Origin of the sequence: Pseudomonas putida (assembly GCF_026625125.1) — a bacterium.
Lineage (GTDB): Bacteria > Pseudomonadota > Gammaproteobacteria > Pseudomonadales > Pseudomonadaceae > Aquipseudomonas > Aquipseudomonas putida_X.
On the sequence record NZ_CP113097.1, the window covers coordinates 1,856,075 to 1,872,941 of the forward strand.

A 16,867-nucleotide genomic window follows, 5' to 3' on the forward strand; every position below is an offset into this window, starting at 1 on the left:
GTTCCCCAGACAGGAGAGCGCCATGCTGATAGTTGCCGACGAGAATATCCCGCTGCTCGATGCATTTTTCCAAGGTTTCGGCGAGATCCGCCGTTTCCCCGGCAGAAGCATGGACGCCGCCAGCGTCAAAGAAGCCGACGTGCTGCTGGTGCGCTCGGTGACCAAAGTCGACCGGCAACTGCTCGAAGGCAGCAAGGTGCGCTTCGTCGGCACCTGCACCATCGGCACCGACCACCTGGACCTGGACTACTTCGCCGAAGCGGGCATCCACTGGAGCAGCGCCCCGGGCTGCAATGCCCGCGGTGTGGTCGACTACGTGCTCGGCAGCCTGCTGACCCTCGCCGACCTGGACGGCGCGGCGCTGCCCCAGCGCACCTATGGCGTGGTTGGCGCAGGGGAGGTCGGTGGCCGGCTGGTGCGCGTGTTGCACGGCATGGGCTGGAAGGTGCTGGTCTGCGACCCGCTGCGCCAGGCGGCTGAGGGCGGCGATTTCGTCAGCCTGCAAACAGTGCTTGAACAATGCGATGTGATCAGCCTGCATACCCCCTTGCAGCGTGACGGCGAGCACCCCACCTGGCACCTGCTGGGCCAAGCGCAGCTCGCGCAACTGCGCCCTGGCGCATGGCTGATCAACGCCAGCCGTGGGCCGGTGGTCGACAACCTTGCCCTGCGAGAGCTGCTGTTGGACCGCGAAGACGTGCACGCCGTGCTCGATGTATGGGAAGGCGAACCCCAGGTCGACCTGCAACTGGCCGACCTCTGCACCCTGGCCACGCCGCACATCGCCGGCTACAGCCTCGATGGCCGCCAGCGCGGCACGGCGCAGATCTACCAGGCATTGTGCCGCTTCCTGGGTGAAGACGAGCGCGTGCAGTTGCAGGATCTGCTGCCCAAACCGCCGCTGGCGCAGATCGAGTTCGATGGCGAAGCGGACCTGGGCTGGGCCTTGGCGACCTTGTGCCGGGCGGTGTACGACCCGCGCCGCGACGATGCCGATTTCCGTCGCAGCCTGAGCGACGACGCAGCCGAGCAACGCGCGGCCTTCGACCTCTTGCGCAAACAGTACCCGCCACGCCGTGAAATCGAAGGGTTGGCGGTGCGGTTGCCAGGCGAGGCTGCGCAGTTGGTGCAGATGGCCAACGCCTTGGGTGCAGTGGTCGTTTGATGAGCAGGCAGAACATCACGGGCAAATAAAAACCCGGCGCCAGCGCCGGGTTTAAATCAATTCTTCACTCAGCCCTTTTGTACCTTTTTCACCCGGCTGGCTTCCAGGTCCTTGCAGGCCTGCTGGATCATTTGCTCGGTAATCGGTACTTCACGCCCCTGGGCATCGATGATCGAGCCACAGACCTTCTGTTGCGGGGTGTTCTGGGGCTTCTGGGTGTCGCTGCCATGCTGCAAGCTCATTTAACGTCTCCTCATCAGGTCCAATATCAAGGTAAACCTGTGCCGTGACTGGCCTGTGACAGCGGCGCTTGGAGGCCACGGCAGTTACAGTCCACCAGAAAGAGCGATAAACCTCCAGCGATGGCTTAGAACGATGGGCTATAGCCACTGCCAGGCGGGATGAATGGTAGGCTGCTGTTTCACTGTCATTGTGGTCCATCGCCATGCCCGAACCGGTATCTTCACGTCAGCGTCGCGCTTTGTTTCTCTGCTGGCAATTCATGCGCCCATACCGAGGCCAAGCGCTGTTGGCGCTGCTGGCTCTGGTAGTGACCGCCGGCATAACGCTGTCCATGGGGCAGGGCATCCGCCTATTGGTGGACCAAGGATTCATGACCCGTTCGGCGCACCAGCTCAATCAGACCATCGGCTTGTTCCTGTTATTGGTGTTGGCGCTGGCGGTCGGTACATTCAGCCGCTTCTACCTGGTTTCCTGGATCGGTGAGCGGTGCGTGGCCGATATTCGCCGCGCCGTCTTCGATCACCTGATAGGCCTGCACCCTGGCTTTTTCGAAGACAACCGCAGCTCGGAGATCCAGTCCCGGCTGACCGCAGATACCACCTTGCTGCAGGCGGTCATCGGCTCATCGCTGTCGATGTTCCTGCGCAACGCCCTCATGGTGATCGGCGGTGTCGTGCTGCTTTTCATCACCAACCCCAAGCTCACCGGCATCGTCGTGGTGGCCCTGCCGTTGGTACTGGCACCGATCCTGCTGTTTGGCAGGCGCGTGCGCAGCCTGTCGCGGCAGAGCCAGGACCGGGTGGCGGATGTGGGCAGCTATGTGGCCGAGACGCTGGGGCAGATCAAGACCGTGCAGGCGTACAACCACCAGGCGCTCGATCGCCAGCTGTTCGCCGATACGGTTGAGGCGGCTTTCGCCGTGGCGCGTCAGCGCATCGCGCAGCGGGCCTGGTTGATCACCCTGGTGATCGTGCTGGTGCTGGGCGCGGTGGGGGTGATGTTATGGGTCGGCGGCACGGATGTGATCGCCGGGCGCATCTCCGCAGGCGAACTGGCAGCCTTCGTGTTTTACAGCCTGATCGTCGGCAGTGCCTTCGGAACGCTGAGCGAAGTCATCGGCGAACTGCAGCGCGCTGCCGGTGCGGCCGAGCGTATCGCCGAACTGCTGGCGGCGCGCAGCAGCATCATCGAGCCCGAGCAGCCGTTGGCGCTGCGTCGGCAGGGCACTGGCGGGCATATCGAGCTGAAGAACCTGGTATTCGCTTACCCTTCCAGGCCATCGGTCGCCGCCATCGACAACCTGAGCCTGGTCATCGAGCCAGGCCAGACCGTGGCGCTGGTGGGGCCATCCGGCGCCGGCAAATCGACCCTGTTCGACTTGCTGCTGCGTTTTTACGACCCTCAGCAGGGCGCCATCGTTGTGGATGGCCAGCCAATCACCAGCCTGGCGCTGGGCGATCTACGCCGCCAGTTCGCGCTGGTAGCGCAGAACCCTTCACTGTTTCGCGCTACGGTCGAGGCCAATATCCGCTATGGGCGCCCCGAGGCCAGCCTGGCCGAAGTAGAGGCAGCGGCGCGTGGCGCGCATGCCGACGCGTTCATCCGGCAATTGCCGCAGGGTTACCAGACACCACTGGGCGAGGGCGGTATCGGCCTGTCGGGCGGGCAGCGGCAACGCCTGGCGATTGCCCGGGCGTTGCTGGTGGATGCGCCGATCCTGCTGCTCGACGAAGCCACCAGCGCCCTCGATGCGCAGAGCGAACACTTGATCCAGCAGGCCCTGCCGAGCCTGATGGCGGGCCGCACCACGCTGGTCATCGCCCACCGCCTGGCCACGGTGCAGCATGCTGACCGCATCGCAGTCATCGACAAGGGGCACCTGGTGGCAGTGGGTACTCACCGTGAACTGCTCGAAAAAAGCCCTCTGTACGCCAGGCTCGCCTCACTGCAGTTCAACAACGCTTGACGCGCCCAAGGCTTGTAACATTTTTGTAGCAATTGCTTGAGAGTATCCCTTCAACTGTTGCGTAAGTGCTCGACCTGGCTGCTATCGATCGATGGCAGCTTTTTTTTGGCCTGCGAACGAGGACATGGACGTCTGTGGCGGCGCTGCCAGCGGCACGCTGTTTCCTCAATCCTTGTTCCCGAGATCTGCGATGCTGCGAAAATCCCTCAGAGTACAAATTCTTGCCCTGCTCGGCGGCAGCTTGGTGGCGATGCTGCTGATTGCCTTGGTGTGTTTCCAGTTTCTGTCCTCCAGTGTGCGCAGCTATGCCACGCTGGTCGATGGACCACTGCAGGCCTCGCAATCGATCGACGAAGCCAACCTGCAGTTCAAGATCCAGGTGCAGGAGTGGAAGAACGTGCTGCTGCGCGGCCGTCAGCCGGCCGAACTGGAGAAGTACTGGCAGCAGTTCCAGGCCCGTGAGCAGCAGGTCCAGCAATTGCTTGGGCAACTGATCGACAGCAGTGATCAGAAGCTCAAGGAGCCTTTGCAGCAGTTGCGTGACAGCCATCGGCAACTAGGCGCGGCCTACGCGCAGGGGCGCCAGGCGTTTCTGGCGGCAGGGGGTGACCCGGCCGCTGGCGATCTGGCGGTCAAAGGTGTCGACCGTGCTGCCAGCGAGCAGATGAGCGCGTTGGTCGAGCAGTTGCGCGCCGACGCCCGTGAGCGGGCCGTCAGCATCAATGCCAGTGCCGAGCGTACGGTATGGCTGGGTATGCTGGTGATGCTCGGTTCGGCGCTGTTGGTGGGTTTGCTCAGCCTGTGGCGGGTCAACCGCAGCCTGATCGAGCCCATCAGTCAGTTGATCGAATACGTTGCCCAACTGAGCCAAGGCCATTTTGCGGCGCGGGTCGACAGCCGTCGGGAGGATGAGCTGGGGCGCCTTGCGCGTGCCGCCAATACCTTGCGTGATTTCCTTGCCGACACCGTTGGCCGCCTCAAGGACAATGCTCAAGAGCTCGAAGGCGCCAGTGGCCAGCTGCGCCGCATCGCCGGCGACATGGCGCGCGGTACCCATGACCAGTTCCAGCGTACCGATCAGGTGGCGACGGCGATGCACGAGATGTCCGCCACTGCCCAAGAGGTTGCCCGTCACGCCGCCGAAGCCGCGCGGGCGGCCGATGAAGCCGACCACAGTGCCCAGGCCGGCGAGCAGGTCATGCAGCAGACCATCGACATCATTGGCGTGGTCAACCAGGAGATCGCAGGGACTGCGGCGGTAATCCGCGATCTTGAGAATGACAGTTCGCGCATCGGCAAGGTGCTGGAAGTGATCCGTGGGATCGCCGAGCAGACCAACCTGCTGGCGCTCAATGCGGCCATCGAAGCGGCCCGTGCGGGTGAGGCCGGGCGCGGCTTTGCGGTGGTCGCCGACGAGGTGCGTAGCCTGGCTCAGCGCACGGCGGCGTCGATCGCCGAAATCCATCAGATCATCGAGGCGGTTCAGTCTGGTGCCGTGGAGGCGGTCAAGGCCATCGAAAGCGGGCAGCAGCGCAGCGAGGAGGGTGCCGAGCAGGTGCAGCAGGCAGGGCAGATGCTGCAGCGCATCACCGTCGCGGTCGAAGCCATCCGTGACATGAACCGGCAGATCGCCACGGCAGCTGAGGAACAGACCAGTGTGGCCGAGGATATTTCGCGTAACCTGATCGAGATTACCCGCATCGCAACTGCCAACCAGGAGGCAGTGCAGCACACCGAGCAGGCTGGCCAGCGCCTGCATGGGCTGTCGGGGCAGTTGGGTGAAGTCACGTCGCGTCTTACCGCGTAGTACTGATCGCGCACAGCAAAAAGCCCGCACGATGGCGGGCTTTTTGAAGGATCTGGTCGGAGAGACAGGATTCGAACCTGCGGCCTTCTCGTCCCGAACGAGACGCGCTACCTGGCTGCGCTACACTCCGATGAACAAAATCCTACTGCATGGTTTTTTCGAACGCAAGCCCTTGTTGTTAAAAGGCCTTAGGCCCGAAACAGGGCGTTCGATCAGAGCTCTTTGACGGTACGAACCTGGTCTTTGTTCAGCCGTGTACGCTTGCCATCGAGTTGCTCGAACTCATAGAAGCCAGAGTCCTCGTCGAAGGACGGAGTGTCCACAGCCTGGATCTCGCGGCCGTCGTTCAGGGTGATAACGGTCGGCGAGGCGCAGCCAGCGAGGGCGCCCAGGCCCAGGGCGAGCATGAAGGCGGGAAGGGTCCGTTTAATCATCGTGTTTCTCCAGTGCGATGGTGCTAGATGACGTTAAGACGCAAGGCGTCTGCGCAAGTTCCTTGCACAGTGCAGCATAGCGCCAAACCCAGGGTATTGACCTGGGTCTGTCGGAGTTGTCGCAGGGCAGGCTGTGATATAAATGCGCCATCCCTTTCCCCTGCGATGGACACTCATGAAAGCCAAGGCAGATACCCCCTTCGTGGCCCTGAACATTGCCGTGCTGACCGTCAGCGACACCCGGACCTTTGAAACCGACACCTCCGGGCAGACCTTCGTCGACCGCCTGACTGCGGCGGGCCACCAGTTGGCTGAGCGCAAGCTGCTCAAGGACGACCTCTACAAGATCCGCGCCCAGGTCGCCACCTGGATCGCCGATGACGGCGTGCAGGTGGTGCTGATTACCGGCGGCACCGGCTTCACGGGGCGCGACAGTACGCCTGAGGCTGTGGCCTGCCTGCTGGACAAGCAGGTAGAAGGCTTCGGCGAACTGTTCCGGCAGATCTCCGTCGCCGACATCGGCACGTCCACTGTTCAGTCGCGCGCCTTGGCCGGCCTGGCCAACGGCACGCTGATATGCTGCCTGCCGGGCTCGACCAATGCTGTGCGCACCGGTTGGGACGGCATCCTTGCCGAGCAGCTCGATGCCCGCCATCGTCCGTGCAATTTCGTTGCGCACCTGAAGCAGGTTGCGGCCTGTGAAAGCCGTGGCTGAGGCATCTCCGGCCCGGCCATTGATGGCGGTGGAGGAGGCGCTGGAGCGCCTGCTGGCCTTGGCCGAGGCCGCGCCGATCAGGGACATCGAAACCGTCTCGCTGGCAGAGGCCGAGGGCCGGGTGCTGGCGACCGACCTGGTGGCCTCGCTCGACCTGCCGCCCTGGCCCAACAGTGCCATGGATGGCTACGCACTGCGTCTGGCCGATTACCACGGCCTGCCGTTGCCCGTCAGCCAGCGCATTTTTGCCGGGCACGCGCCCGAGCCTTTGCAGCCCGGCACGTGCGCACGGATCTTCACCGGTGCCCCGCTGCCGGCCGGTGCCGACTGCGTCGAGATGCAGGAAAACACCGAGGTGCTGGAGGATGGCCGGGTACGTTTTCTCGAGCGGATGAGGCTTGAGCAGAATGTCCGCCCCCAGGGCCAGGAAACCCGCCAGGGTGAACAGGTGATGGTCGCAGGTACGCGCCTGGGCCCGATCGAACTGGGGTTGGCCGCAACGTTGGGGCATGCTCGGCTGCAGGTGGTGCGCCGGGTACGGGTGGCCGTGTTGTCCACCGGTGACGAGTTGGTCGAGCCAGGGTTGCCACTGGGCCCAGGGCAGATCTACAACAGTAACCGGCGCCTGCTGGTTAGCTGGTTGCAACGCCTGGGCTGTGAAGTGCAGGACATGGGCATTCTCCCTGATGACCTGGTGCTCACTCGCCAATGCCTGGCCAGCTTGGGTGATGTCGACCTGATCCTGTCCACTGGGGGTGTCTCGGTGGGCGAGGCCGATTACCTGGGCGCGGCGCTGCGTGAGGCGGGTGAGCTGGCCTTGTGGAAGCTGGCGATCAAACCCGGCAAGCCGCTGACATTCGGGCACTATCAAGGCGTGCCGGTGATCGGCCTGCCCGGCAACCCTGCGTCGACACTGGTGACCTTCGGCCTGCTTACACGCCCGTACTTGCTTCGCCGCCAAGGGGTGGCGCAGGTCACTCCGCTACGTTTCGACGTCCCTGCAGGTTTCGACTGGCCCAAGGCCGGAACCCGGCGCGAATACCTGCGGGCGCGGATCGATAACGGCCGGGTGCACATCTACAAGAACCAGAGCTCTGGTGTGCTGCGCAGCGCCGCCTGGGCTGACGGCTTGGTGGAGGTGCGCGAAGGCAGCACGCCGCAGCAGGGTGACAGCGTCACGTTCATCCCACTGAGCGAGCTACTTGGCTGAACGCCCAAGCCACGGGTCTGCAGGTTGCGGGGCGGTGGCAGGCGCTGACTGGGTCAGGCGCATGTGCACGGTCTCCAGTTGCTGCGCCGCCACGCTCCAGTCATGGCGCTGCCGGGCGAACTGGCGGCCGGCCTGGCTCAGTTGGCTCATGCGCCAGGGTTGGTTGAGCAACTGGGTAATCAGCAGTGCCAACTGGTCACCGTCATCGCTGCCCAGGTAATGCTCGCCGCTGTTCACGGCAAGGCCTGAAACGCCCTTGCTGGTGGTGATCACCGGCAGCCCGGCAGCCATGGCTTCGAGAATCTTCACCTTGGAGCCGCCGGCGTAGCGCAGGGGGGCGAAGAACAGCGCCGAGCGCCGCTGCAGTTCGCGAAGGTCAGGGCGATAACCTAACCACTCGATGCGGGGATCGTTCCAGTGCAACTTCCATGAGGCCGGCATGGCATGCCCGGCGATGGCCAGGCGCACAGCAGGGTTGCTCATCCATACCTGAGGCAGGATTTCTTCCAGCGCCCATTCGATGGCCTCAAGGTTCGCGCCGTATTCGAAGTTGCCAACGAACAGCAGGCGCTGGCTGTGCAACGCCGGGCATACCTGTTCGTAATACGCGCAATCTACACCGTTGACCACAACGTTCACTGGGCGCCCGCTGATCTGGCTGATGAGGTCAGCGTCATGGGCGCTCACCGCCACCACTTCGGTGGGTTGGCAGAGTACGCGTTGCTCCCAGCGACGATAGCGCCAGCGGTCGAACGCGTTGAGCGGGCGTAGCCAAAGTGGCAAGCGGTCATGGCAGGCGGCGCCCATCACCGATTCGAGTGTGTGCTCGCTGAGCATGTAGGGCAGGCCGCGGGCCTGCAGGGCTTTTTCGAAGGGTTGGAAGGCGTAGCTGTGTTCGATCTGGATCACGTCCCAGGGCTCGTCCAGCAATTGCTCGAAGCGGTGGCGCAGGCAAGGCGCCAAGCCATTGATGATTGCCCGCATGGGGTAGTCGATGATCGGTGAGGCCAGCAGGTTGAGCGGGCTGTGCAAGGCTCGGCGGGGGAGTACGATCAGCCGTTCGACCAGGGGCTCCAGCGCTTCGCGGGTGGCATCGTTCAGCGGGATTTTCGACTGCACCAGCAAGGTGATCCGATGCCCGTGCTGCGCCAGGGCGCGTAGCAGGTGGTATTGCCGGGTCTTGCTGCCACTGGTGGTTGGCCAAGGCAGGTAGGGCAGCGTCCAGAGTATGCGCATGAACCACAATCCTCGCTAAAGGCTGCAGACAAAAAACGCGTCCATTGGCAGTCAGCGGATGGCTGCAACCGGGACGCGTCCATACATTTCAGTAAAGCCCACGCTATCGTCTTCGCCGAGGTATTCGCTGTGGTCGATCCTGCAGGGGGTCAGAACGCTCATTTCACACGCTCGACTCGGCGCTGCACCTAGGGCTGATGGGTCGCTCTGCCAGGGTTCTGGCGTTAAAAAAGTCAAAAAAACGACTCTTTTTTCGCTAAATACCGGCATTGGCCAAATATTTGTCGATCATGCGCCTGATGGCCGAAGCTTTCAATCTGTTGATGCGTTGCGGACGGTTTTTGTGCAAATACCTGCTGATAGTAGTGCTAGGTCAGCGCGTGCATGCAGCAATCTGCCGCCGCCTGTGGTCGAGATCTGCAATGGGCTGTCCCTTGGGAGAAGCGTAATGGGTAAGGCAATGTTGATCCTGCACGGCAAGCAGGCGATGAACGAAGATGTGCGCACGGCCGTTCTCGCCCAGCGTGAGCGGGGCTGGACGCTGGATGTGCGGGTGACCTGGGAGGCGGGTGATGCCCAGCGGCTGGTGGCCGAGGCGCTGGCCGCCGGCTACACCCATGTGGTGGCAGGGGGGGGCGACGGTACTTTGCGTGATGTTGCCGAAGCCATGGGGCAGGCGAACACGCAGGCCAGCCTGGCACTGCTGCCGTTGGGTACCGCCAACGATTTCGCCAAGGCCGCGGGCGTGTCATTGCAGCCGGCTGAGGCCCTGGCGCTGCTGGACATGCCGGCTCGGCCAATCGATTTGGGCAAGGTTGGCGACCAGATGTTTCTGAACATGGCCACCGGCGGGTTCGGCAGTCAGGTCACTGCCAACACCTCCGAGGACCTGAAGAAGGTACTGGGCGCAGCGGCTTACTTGTTTACCGGGCTGTCGCGCTTCAGTGAGTTGCAGGCCGCGTCTGTGGAGCTGACAGGCCCGGACTTCCACTGGCAGGGTGACTTGCTGGCGCTGGGCATCGGCAATGGTCGCCAGGCAGGTGGTGGCCAGGTTTTGTGTGGCGATGCCTTGGTGGATGACGGCCTGCTCGACATCGCTATCCTGCCGGCACCGCAAGAAGTGGTAGGGGCACTGCGTGAGCTGCTGGCGGGTGAAGGGCTGTTCGTTCGGGCTCGCTTGCCTTGGGTCGAGATCAAGAGTTCCCAAGGCCTGGACATCAACCTCGACGGTGAGCCGCTAAAGGCTGACAGCCTGCGCTTCGAGGCCCTGCCTGCGGCGCTGCGTTTGCACCTGCCGCCAAATTCGCCGCTGCTCAGTCATCCAGGCTGATGATTTTCTCGCGCACGGCGAACAGTACCAGCCCCGCAACGTCGTAGATCTGCAGGCGTTTCATGATCTGCGAGCGATGGGTTTCCACCGTTTTGATCGACAGGGCAAGGCCGGCAGCGATCTCGCGGGTGGATTTGCCCCGTACGATCAGGCGCAGGATTTCCAGCTGCCGCGCAGTGAGGTTATGGCGGTCGATGTTCGGCTGCTTGCCCTGCTGGGCACGCATGAGTGCCTGGTTGATCACCGTGTGGGCGATGGCCGGGCTGAGGTAGCGCTCGCCACTGCGCAGCGCTGCCAGTGCCTGCTCCAGCTCCATTGCGGTGGCATCTTTGAGCAGGTAGCCGTGGGCGCCGCTTTCCAGGGCGCGCATGATCAGGTCCGGGTCGGTGTGCATGGACAGGATCAGCACTTTGCAAGGGTTGCCTGAGGCGCGCAGCAAGGTGAGCGCATCGAGGCCGCTGGTCATGCGCATGGAGATGTCGAGCAATACGATGTCGGGCGCCAGTTGCTGAGCTTGCTCGAGCAGTTGGCCGCCATCGTCGGCTTCGCCGACCACGGTGTAGCCGGGGATATCAGACACCAAGGCACGTACCCCGGCTCGGATCAGCGAATGGTCATCGACCAGCAGCAGTCTACAGGTCATTGGATAGCAGGTGTCCTGGCGCGTTCATCGGTGCGGGGTGTCCATGGGAACAAGACCTCGATGCGGGTGCCCAGGCCCAGCTGGCTGGTGATTTTCAGCGTGCCCTGCAGTGCTGTGGCACGCTCCTGCATGCCCGCCATGCCGCGCTGGCCTGCCTCGGCGGGATTGGCGGCGGGGATGAAGCCCTGGCCATCGTCCTCTATCGACAAGCTCAGGCCGGCGGGGCTGCGCTGCAGGCGGATGATCAGGTTGCGCGCCTTGGCATGGCGCAATATGTTGGTGACCGCCTCTTGGGTGATGCGAAAAGCAGCCATGCTCACCTCCTCGCCAATGCCACCCAGCCTTTGATGGCACTCCAGGCTCCAATGCATGTCTGTGCTTGCGAGCGTGCGCACCAGATGTGCACGCAGGCTGGCTTCCAGGCCAAGGCTTGCCAGCTGCCGTGGGTTGAGGATTGCAGAGACGTCGCGCACTTTGCTCAGCGTGTCATCGAGTGTGCTGCGCAGGGTGCCGCATTGGGCCTGCAGATCGCTTGGCAGCCGCCGCTGCAACCACTCCAGCTGCAATTTGGCGGCGGTCAGCAGTTGGCCAATGTCGTCATGCAGTTCCCGGCTCAGGTGCTGGCGTTCGCTTTCCTGGACTTTGAGCATACGATCGGCCAGCTCTGCCGGGCGCAAGCTGATAGACCTGGCCCCTAGGCTCAGGTGCCAGCCGACCCCGCACATTGCTATCAGCTGTAACAACATCAGGCTCGCCGGTATGGCATGCCCGGCGGTGAACAGCAGCAGGTTGGCAAATAGTGACGCCACGCACAGCACCGCGGTCGCCCAGCGCAATGCAGCGGAGAGGGAGCGGCAACGCAGGGCATTTTTCAAGCGTGGGAGCATAGATGGGAAGCCACTCAAACCTTGCTGATGGAGGCCTTGCGCATGTCTTGCCGGAGGCTTTGGCGTGCTGCTTTCAATAAATGCCAAGTGCGCGTTGAGGCGATCCATATACGGGTGACCGATACTTGTTAGTGGGCATGGTATCACTTCAGGACTGTTTGGTCGCGAGTGGGGTATTGCTTTGAAACCTCAAGGTTTGCGGGGTCATCAGGGGGCTGCGAAGGACTGATTCGAGCAGCAGATAGCCATCATCGATTGCCCAGAATGGCCCGCCCAGTTCAACTTGCGCGAATACAGGTAAACAGGCTGTAGGAACTTTCGGCCCTTCACTAGTTGGACCCGGATTCGGTCTTTCAGCGCCGCCTTAGTTGCAGGTCGTCAATGACTGCTAGTGCGTTTTTCTGCGCAAGTTGGGCGGCTGTCCATGGGGCCAGCCAGGGGCGTGTCAGCACGTTCGCTGTGCGTTTCCTGGCAAGGCGCACACGTTTGCGGCAATGGTTGGTCCAATGCGTTTGCCAGCTCAGCCAGCAAGGCGGTCTGTTCGCTGGTATCGAGGGCAAGCCGGCCGGTGTGCGTATCCACAAGCTCAAGTTGCCAGGCCAGGAGGGTCAGGCATTCCGCCAGTGCAGGCAAGGCTTGATTGTGCAGGTGCAACTGGCTGCAGGCCGGGGCGAGCAGTTGCTGCAAGGCGCAGGCGTAGTGGGCGACTTCAAGCAGGCCCAGGCCGCTGGCGCGCCGGGCAAGTGTATCGAGGGTGTTGATCAGGCAATGGCAGGCGTCAGGGTCATTGGCGATCAGTTCCAGGTGGTGCAGGCACTCCTGGGACTGAGTCAGCAACACTTGCGCATCCAGCAGAAAGTCCTGCAGAGCGCTGCTGTCGAAAGCTGAACTGCCCATCATGTGGTCCCGGCCCGTAACGAGGGAGCGGGGGACGGCCAAGCCGTGTCGTTCGCTAGCAAAAGCCTGACTCCATTCATGCAGTGAGAATGGCGTCACATTAATGGCTAAAGGATAGCGCGAACATCAGGTTGCACCCGGTTGACGCTAGGGGTTTCCCTGATGGTGATCTAGGGGTGGAGAGCTTCTCAAGGCCTATGGGTTCCCAGCCAGGCAGCTGCAGTAAAGCATGATGTTAATGTGATATCAATTGGCCCGCGAAGCATTTTCGTTCATGGGTCAAGCTGCGCGTGCAGCAGCCGATACAGGGTGGATGAACTCACTTTATTCCGAATTGAGCCTGGGGGTTTTCCAATGGCTGGCATTCTCGACACGGTAGACCAACGAACGCAACTGGTGGGTGAGAACCGCCTGGAAATCCTGATGTTCCGCCTGGCCGGGCGCCAGTTGTTCGCCATCAATGTGTTCAAGGTGCAAGAAGTGCTGCAGCTGCCCAAGTTGACATTGATGCCACAGCGCCATGCATTCGTCTGTGGCGTGGTCAACCTGCGAGGGCAGACCTTGCCGGTGATCGACCTGTCCCAGGCAATCGGCATGCGCCCGCTGCAGCCGGGGCCGGACAGCACCATCATCGTTACCGAGTACAACCGCTCGGTGCAGGCGTTCCTGGTGGGTGGGGTCGATCGCATCGTCAACATGAACTGGGAAGCCATCATGCCTCCGCCTTCCAGCGCGGGCCGCCAGCATTACCTGACGGCGATCACCAAGGTGGACGAAAACCTGGTGGAGGTCATCGACGTCGAGAAAGTGCTGGCCGAGATCGTGCCTTACAACGCGAAGGTCTCCAACGACAAGCTCGCTGACCCGATACTGGCGCGCGCCCGTGGCCGTGAAGTGCTGCTGGTGGACGACTCCAGCGTGGCGCTGGCGCAGCTGCGTGACACCCTGTCGCAACTGGGGATGAAACTGCATGTTGCCAGCGATGGCCTGAAGGCTTTGCGCATGCTCAAGGGCTGGGCCGATGCCGGCGAGGACATGAGCAAAAAACTGCTGATGGTGTTCACTGACGCAGAAATGCCGGAAATGGACGGTTATCGGCTGACCACGGAAATCCGCAGCGATGCGCGCCTGCGCAAGCTGTACGTGGTGTTGCACACCTCGCTGTCAGGCAGTTTCAACGAGTCCATGGTCAAGAAAGTCGGCTGCGACAATTTCCTTTCCAAGTTCCAGCCTGATCGCCTGGTCGACGTGGTCAAGCAGCGGTTGCTGCTGGATTCGACCACTGCGTGATCCGTGCGGTAGCCGGGTATAATCTGGCATTTGGCACGGCACGAGGCAGGCAGGGATGTTTCTGAGTGAGCTGTATCGGTATCCGGTGAAGTCGGCGCAGGCGCAGCGCCTGCAGGCTTCACGGGTCGACAATCTGGGGTTGGCGGGTGACCGGCGCTGGCTCGTGGTCGAGCAAGACAACGGGCGCTTTCTCACCCAGCGCGCCTGGCCGCAGCTCAGCCAGCTCAAGGCTGGCGAAGGGGAGGCGGGTACGCTGCTGCTGGAGGCGCCGGGGCTGCCCGCTCTGCATGTGAAGGTGCCGCCTGCAGATGATGGCCTGCGCGGTGTGACCATCTGGCGTGACACGTTGCGCGTACCGGATGCCGGCGATGAGGCGGCGGCCTGGTTATCGCAATTGCTCGGCAAGCCAGTGCGGCTGGTCCACTGCCCGGAACATCGGGCGCGCTACCTGCCCAGCGGTTATGGCTTGAACAGCGACAGGGCGGCCTTCCCCGATGGTTTCCCGTTATTGCTGATTGGCGAGGGTTCGCTGCAAGAGCTGAACCGGCGCATTGGCCGGCCCATGGAGATGCTGCGTTTTCGACCCAACCTGGTGGTGCAGGGGGCAGAGCCGTTTGCCGAAGATGGCTGGAAGCGCATTCGCATTGGCGGGCTGGAGTTTCGCCTGCTCAAGCCGAGCGTGCGGTGCATCTTCACCACGCTGGACCCTGAAACCGGAGCGCGCAGCCCGGACCGGGAGCCGTTGACCACCCTCAAGACCTTTCGCGAGCGCGAGGGTGACATCCTGTTCGGGCAGAACCTGGCGGTGGATGGCTGTGGGCGGCTTGAGGTAGGGATGAAGGTCGAAGTGCTGGAGTAGCGGTAGCGAGCAAGTGCCTCTTCGCGAGTTGGCCCGCGAAGAGGCGGCGTTGCTTCACATGTCGTCGAAATACCGCTCGTGCCAGTCCACCAATGGCTGTGGTGCGTTGAGCTTCTGTCCGTAGATCACCGAGTAAGACAGCACGTTCTGCACATACTGACGCGTCTCGTCGAACGGAATCGATTCCACCCACACATCGAAGCTCAGGTGCTTGGCGCCCTTGAGCCATTGGCGCACGCGCCCGGGGCCGGCGTTGTAGGCGGCGGACGCCAGCACCCGGTTGCCGTTGAACTGGCCGTGCACCTGGCTCAGATAAGCTGCGCCCAGCTGAATGTTCGTGTCCGGGTTGAGCACCTGGCGCGGCGACGCCAGCGGAATGCTGAACTTGCGCGCGGTTTCCTTGGCTGTGGCCGGCATCAACTGCATGAGGCCACTGGCACCTACACTGGAGCGCGCATCCTCCATGAAGGCACTTTCCTGGCGGGTGATTGCGAACACCCAGCTTGAGTGCAACCCACGCACCTTGGCTTCGCGTACCAGCGTGTCGCGGTGGGCCATCGGGAAGCGGATGTCCAGGTCATCCCAGTACTTGGCCTGGCTGATGGTGCGAATGGCCGGGAAGTACCAGCGCAGGTCATAGGCCAGGCGCGCCTGGGCAACCATTTCGTCGCGGCTGAAGTGGCGGCTGACGTGATACCACTCGCGGCGGCCGTCGACGATCTGGCCACGGGCGTGGAATTCCAAGGCGCGCTGGATGCCCGGCGTATTGCGTACCTTACGCACCAGTTGCGGGCTCAGCACCAGTGGCTTGTTGTTGAGCTGGTAAGGGGTTTGCGCCCGGTCGGCCGCGAGGAATCCGTAGAAGTCCCGTTCGCGCGCCACGTTCTTGTACAGCAGCAGGCTTTGCGGGTTGTTGGGCTGGGCCAGTTCCAGGCTGCGCGCTTGCCAGTACTGCCAGCGGCTGCTGCTGGCCAGGTCTTGCGGCAGGCGCTTGGTCAGTTCGTAGGCGTCTTCCCAGCGGCCCAGGCGCAACAGCAGGCGCAGGCGCCACTCGGTGACGGTATTGTCCCGCAGCTCTGGGTCGTAGCGGGTCATCAGGTCAAGGGCGCGCGGGTCATAGCGGCGTGCCAGGGTCAGGCCGATTTCACGGGCGATGGCCACTTTTTCGTCGCTGGAGAAATGCATGCGCTGGGCGTAGTCGTCGAGCAGGGCCATGGCCCGCTCAGGGTCCTGGCGAGCCAGGCGGCGCAGGCCCAGGCTCACTACATCGGACATCGCCTCGTTGACTGGAGTGAAGCGCGAAGGCTGGTTGAGCAGTTCGGGTTTTTGCGCGACATCGACCAGCAGGCGGCCTTGCGGGCCGAGCGTGGTCAGGGATTTGACCAGGCTGTTGGCCAAGGCATAGTTGCGTGCCTGGGCGGCCAGCTTGGCGCGGTGCCAGCGCTTGGCCTCGGTGAGCTGACCTTCGGCGGCCCACATGCCGAACAGCGTGTCGCAGGCGGCCGGTTGCGACTTGCCTACGTTCCACAGTTTCTCGGCGCTGGCATAACCCTCGGCGCGCAGGCCGTGGCTGAGTTGGTACTGGCCGTTGAGGCAGTCCAGTTCGGTGAAGTTGAGCTTGGGGTCATAGTATTTGACGAAGGTGTCCCACTCGCCGCGTTCGGCCAGCCAGCGCAACCAGCGCAGTTTCATCCAGTTGGCCTGGGGAAGGTCGCCATGTTTGGCCAGGAACGCTTCGATTTCCTGGTTGCTGGCGCTTTTCAGCCGAGCGGTCAGTTCGTCGTAGGCCAGGTAGGGCGTCAGCGGGTAGTCGCGCAGGGCTTGGGCATAGCGCAGGTACGGGCCTTTGTCGCCCTTGGCCAAGGCACGCTTGGCCTCGTCGTAGTACTGACGTTGCTGAGAGAGGTCGATGGCCTGCGCCGCGCTGGCAGTGGCGGCGGTAAGCAGCAGGCAGGAAGCAATCTGTAACAGGCGGCTGCGCATGATACGTCCGGGCAGTTGAACCATGGGAAAGTGACGGCGGAGCCAACACTGTTGGAATCTATTGTTCTAGCTTAGCTGTTTGCCGGCAGCGGGTGAAAGCACTGTGCTTGTATCAAGGCGTTAAGACCGACCGGATGTCGCAATGCCCTGGCAGCGCGGGCAACTTAATGCTGGAACGGGCCAACTCAGGTAGAATGCGCGC

General features: G+C 62.8%; 15 protein-coding genes, 1 tRNA gene and 1 pseudogene. 9 read left to right on the top strand and 8 right to left on the bottom strand.

All coding sequences use genetic code 11. From position 1 onward, the window contains the following. Positions 1–22 precede the first annotated feature (22 nt). On the top strand, positions 23–1,165 hold the full coding sequence (gene pdxB / locus OSW16_RS08445) for a 4-phosphoerythronate dehydrogenase PdxB (RefSeq protein WP_241803146.1): 1,143 nt from the start codon (positions 23–25) through the stop codon (positions 1,163–1,165). 68 nt (positions 1,166–1,233) lie between these two features. Here pdxB and OSW16_RS08450 read toward each other — a convergent pair whose 3' ends face one another. After that, positions 1,234–1,407 carry a PA1571 family protein gene (locus OSW16_RS08450; protein WP_241803147.1) on the bottom strand — a complete coding sequence of 58 codons (174 nt, stop codon included), beginning with the start codon at positions 1,405–1,407 and terminating at the stop codon, positions 1,234–1,236. Positions 1,408–1,610: 203 nt separating this feature from the next. Between OSW16_RS08450 and OSW16_RS08455 the strand changes: the two genes are divergently transcribed. From OSW16_RS08455 to OSW16_RS27050, 3 genes and pseudogenes are all read left to right on the top strand, one after another. Beyond that, entirely contained in the window at positions 1,611–3,374 is a 1,764-nt protein-coding gene (locus tag OSW16_RS08455) for an ABC transporter transmembrane domain-containing protein (protein ID WP_267822246.1), read from the top strand. A 763-nt stretch (positions 3,375–4,137) separates the two neighbouring features. Beyond that, a pseudogene (locus tag OSW16_RS27045) lies at positions 4,138–4,248 on the top strand (hypothetical protein); the annotation flags it as partial. Positions 4,249–4,476: 228 nt separating this feature from the next. Next, positions 4,477–5,181, top strand: coding sequence for a methyl-accepting chemotaxis protein (locus OSW16_RS27050; RefSeq protein ID WP_372490479.1), 705 nt, complete (start codon positions 4,477–4,479; stop codon positions 5,179–5,181). 53 nt (positions 5,182–5,234) lie between these two features. Here OSW16_RS27050 and OSW16_RS08465 read toward each other — a convergent pair. Both OSW16_RS08465 and OSW16_RS08470 read right to left on the bottom strand, forming a co-directional pair. Continuing rightward, positions 5,235–5,311, bottom strand: a tRNA-Pro gene (locus OSW16_RS08465). 82 nt (positions 5,312–5,393) lie between these two features. Then, positions 5,394–5,615: a YgdI/YgdR family lipoprotein gene (locus OSW16_RS08470; protein WP_012313545.1), complete on the bottom strand. Its 222-nt coding sequence runs from the start codon at positions 5,613–5,615 to the stop codon at positions 5,394–5,396. Between the two features lie 175 nt (positions 5,616–5,790). Between OSW16_RS08470 and moaB the strand changes: the two genes are divergently transcribed. Beyond that, entirely contained in the window at positions 5,791–6,330 is a 540-nt protein-coding gene (gene moaB / locus OSW16_RS08475) for a molybdenum cofactor biosynthesis protein B (protein ID WP_267822251.1), read from the top strand. Further along, positions 6,314–7,540 carry a gephyrin-like molybdotransferase Glp gene (gene glp, locus OSW16_RS08480; RefSeq protein ID WP_267822253.1) on the top strand — a complete coding sequence of 409 codons (1,227 nt, stop codon included), beginning with the start codon at positions 6,314–6,316 and terminating at the stop codon, positions 7,538–7,540. The genes moaB and glp overlap by 17 nt, the downstream gene beginning before the upstream one ends. Here glp and OSW16_RS08485 read toward each other — a convergent pair. Further along, positions 7,529–8,776 (bottom strand): glycosyltransferase family 4 protein, encoded by a 1,248-nt coding sequence (locus tag OSW16_RS08485; protein ID WP_267822255.1) that lies wholly within the window; start codon positions 8,774–8,776, stop codon positions 7,529–7,531. The two genes, glp and OSW16_RS08485, sit on opposite strands and share 12 nt — an antisense overlap. A gap of 448 nt (positions 8,777–9,224) precedes the next feature. Here OSW16_RS08485 and yegS point away from each other — a divergent pair, with 448 nt between their 5' ends. Then, positions 9,225–10,106: a lipid kinase YegS gene (gene yegS, locus OSW16_RS08490; RefSeq protein WP_267822257.1), complete on the top strand. Its 882-nt coding sequence runs from the start codon at positions 9,225–9,227 to the stop codon at positions 10,104–10,106. Here yegS and OSW16_RS08495 read toward each other — a convergent pair. The 3 genes from OSW16_RS08495 to OSW16_RS08505 all read right to left on the bottom strand — a co-directional run bounded on the left by OSW16_RS08495 (position 10,090) and on the right by OSW16_RS08505 (position 12,536). Further along, entirely contained in the window at positions 10,090–10,749 is a 660-nt protein-coding gene (locus OSW16_RS08495) for a response regulator (RefSeq protein ID WP_241803154.1), read from the bottom strand. The two genes, yegS and OSW16_RS08495, sit on opposite strands and share 17 nt — an antisense overlap. Then, complete coding sequence (locus OSW16_RS08500; RefSeq protein WP_267822260.1) at positions 10,746–11,636, bottom strand: sensor histidine kinase; 891 nt, start codon at positions 11,634–11,636, stop codon at positions 10,746–10,748. The genes OSW16_RS08495 and OSW16_RS08500 overlap by 4 nt, the downstream gene beginning before the upstream one ends. Before the next feature lie 378 nt (positions 11,637–12,014). Further along, positions 12,015–12,536, bottom strand: coding sequence for a histidine kinase (locus OSW16_RS08505; protein WP_267822262.1), 522 nt, complete (start codon positions 12,534–12,536; stop codon positions 12,015–12,017). 351 nt (positions 12,537–12,887) lie between these two features. Here OSW16_RS08505 and OSW16_RS08510 point away from each other — a divergent pair, with 351 nt between their 5' ends. Both OSW16_RS08510 and OSW16_RS08515 read left to right on the top strand, forming a co-directional pair. Continuing rightward, positions 12,888–13,823: a chemotaxis protein CheV gene (locus OSW16_RS08510; RefSeq protein WP_267822264.1), complete on the top strand. Its 936-nt coding sequence runs from the start codon at positions 12,888–12,890 to the stop codon at positions 13,821–13,823. A 55-nt stretch (positions 13,824–13,878) separates the two neighbouring features. After that, complete coding sequence (locus tag OSW16_RS08515) at positions 13,879–14,682, top strand: MOSC domain-containing protein (protein ID WP_267822266.1); 804 nt, start codon at positions 13,879–13,881, stop codon at positions 14,680–14,682. Between the two features lie 54 nt (positions 14,683–14,736). Here OSW16_RS08515 and OSW16_RS08520 read toward each other — a convergent pair whose 3' ends face one another. After that, positions 14,737–16,665: a transglycosylase SLT domain-containing protein gene (locus OSW16_RS08520; protein ID WP_267822268.1), complete on the bottom strand. Its 1,929-nt coding sequence runs from the start codon at positions 16,663–16,665 to the stop codon at positions 14,737–14,739. Positions 16,666–16,867 lie beyond the last annotated feature (202 nt).

Coding starts and splice junctions, on each gene's coding strand:
- pdxB (WP_241803146.1), top strand. CDS start 23: ATGCTGATAGTTGCCGACGAGAATATCCCGCTGCTCGATGCATTTTTC.
- OSW16_RS08450 (WP_241803147.1), bottom strand. CDS start 1,407: ATGAGCTTGCAGCATGGCAGCGACACCCAGAAGCCCCAGAACACCCCG.
- OSW16_RS08455 (WP_267822246.1), top strand. CDS start 1,611: ATGCCCGAACCGGTATCTTCACGTCAGCGTCGCGCTTTGTTTCTCTGC.
- OSW16_RS27050 (WP_372490479.1), top strand. CDS start 4,477: ATGTCCGCCACTGCCCAAGAGGTTGCCCGTCACGCCGCCGAAGCCGCG.
- OSW16_RS08470 (WP_012313545.1), bottom strand. CDS start 5,615: ATGATTAAACGGACCCTTCCCGCCTTCATGCTCGCCCTGGGCCTGGGC.
- moaB (WP_267822251.1), top strand. CDS start 5,791: ATGAAAGCCAAGGCAGATACCCCCTTCGTGGCCCTGAACATTGCCGTG.
- OSW16_RS08485 (WP_267822255.1), bottom strand. CDS start 8,776: ATGCGCATACTCTGGACGCTGCCCTACCTGCCTTGGCCAACCACCAGT.
- yegS (WP_267822257.1), top strand. CDS start 9,225: ATGGGTAAGGCAATGTTGATCCTGCACGGCAAGCAGGCGATGAACGAA.
- OSW16_RS08495 (WP_241803154.1), bottom strand. CDS start 10,749: ATGACCTGTAGACTGCTGCTGGTCGATGACCATTCGCTGATCCGAGCC.
- OSW16_RS08500 (WP_267822260.1), bottom strand. CDS start 11,636: ATGCTCCCACGCTTGAAAAATGCCCTGCGTTGCCGCTCCCTCTCCGCT.
- OSW16_RS08505 (WP_267822262.1), bottom strand. CDS start 12,536: ATGATGGGCAGTTCAGCTTTCGACAGCAGCGCTCTGCAGGACTTTCTG.
- OSW16_RS08510 (WP_267822264.1), top strand. CDS start 12,888: ATGGCTGGCATTCTCGACACGGTAGACCAACGAACGCAACTGGTGGGT.
- OSW16_RS08515 (WP_267822266.1), top strand. CDS start 13,879: ATGTTTCTGAGTGAGCTGTATCGGTATCCGGTGAAGTCGGCGCAGGCG.
- OSW16_RS08520 (WP_267822268.1), bottom strand. CDS start 16,665: ATGCGCAGCCGCCTGTTACAGATTGCTTCCTGCCTGCTGCTTACCGCC.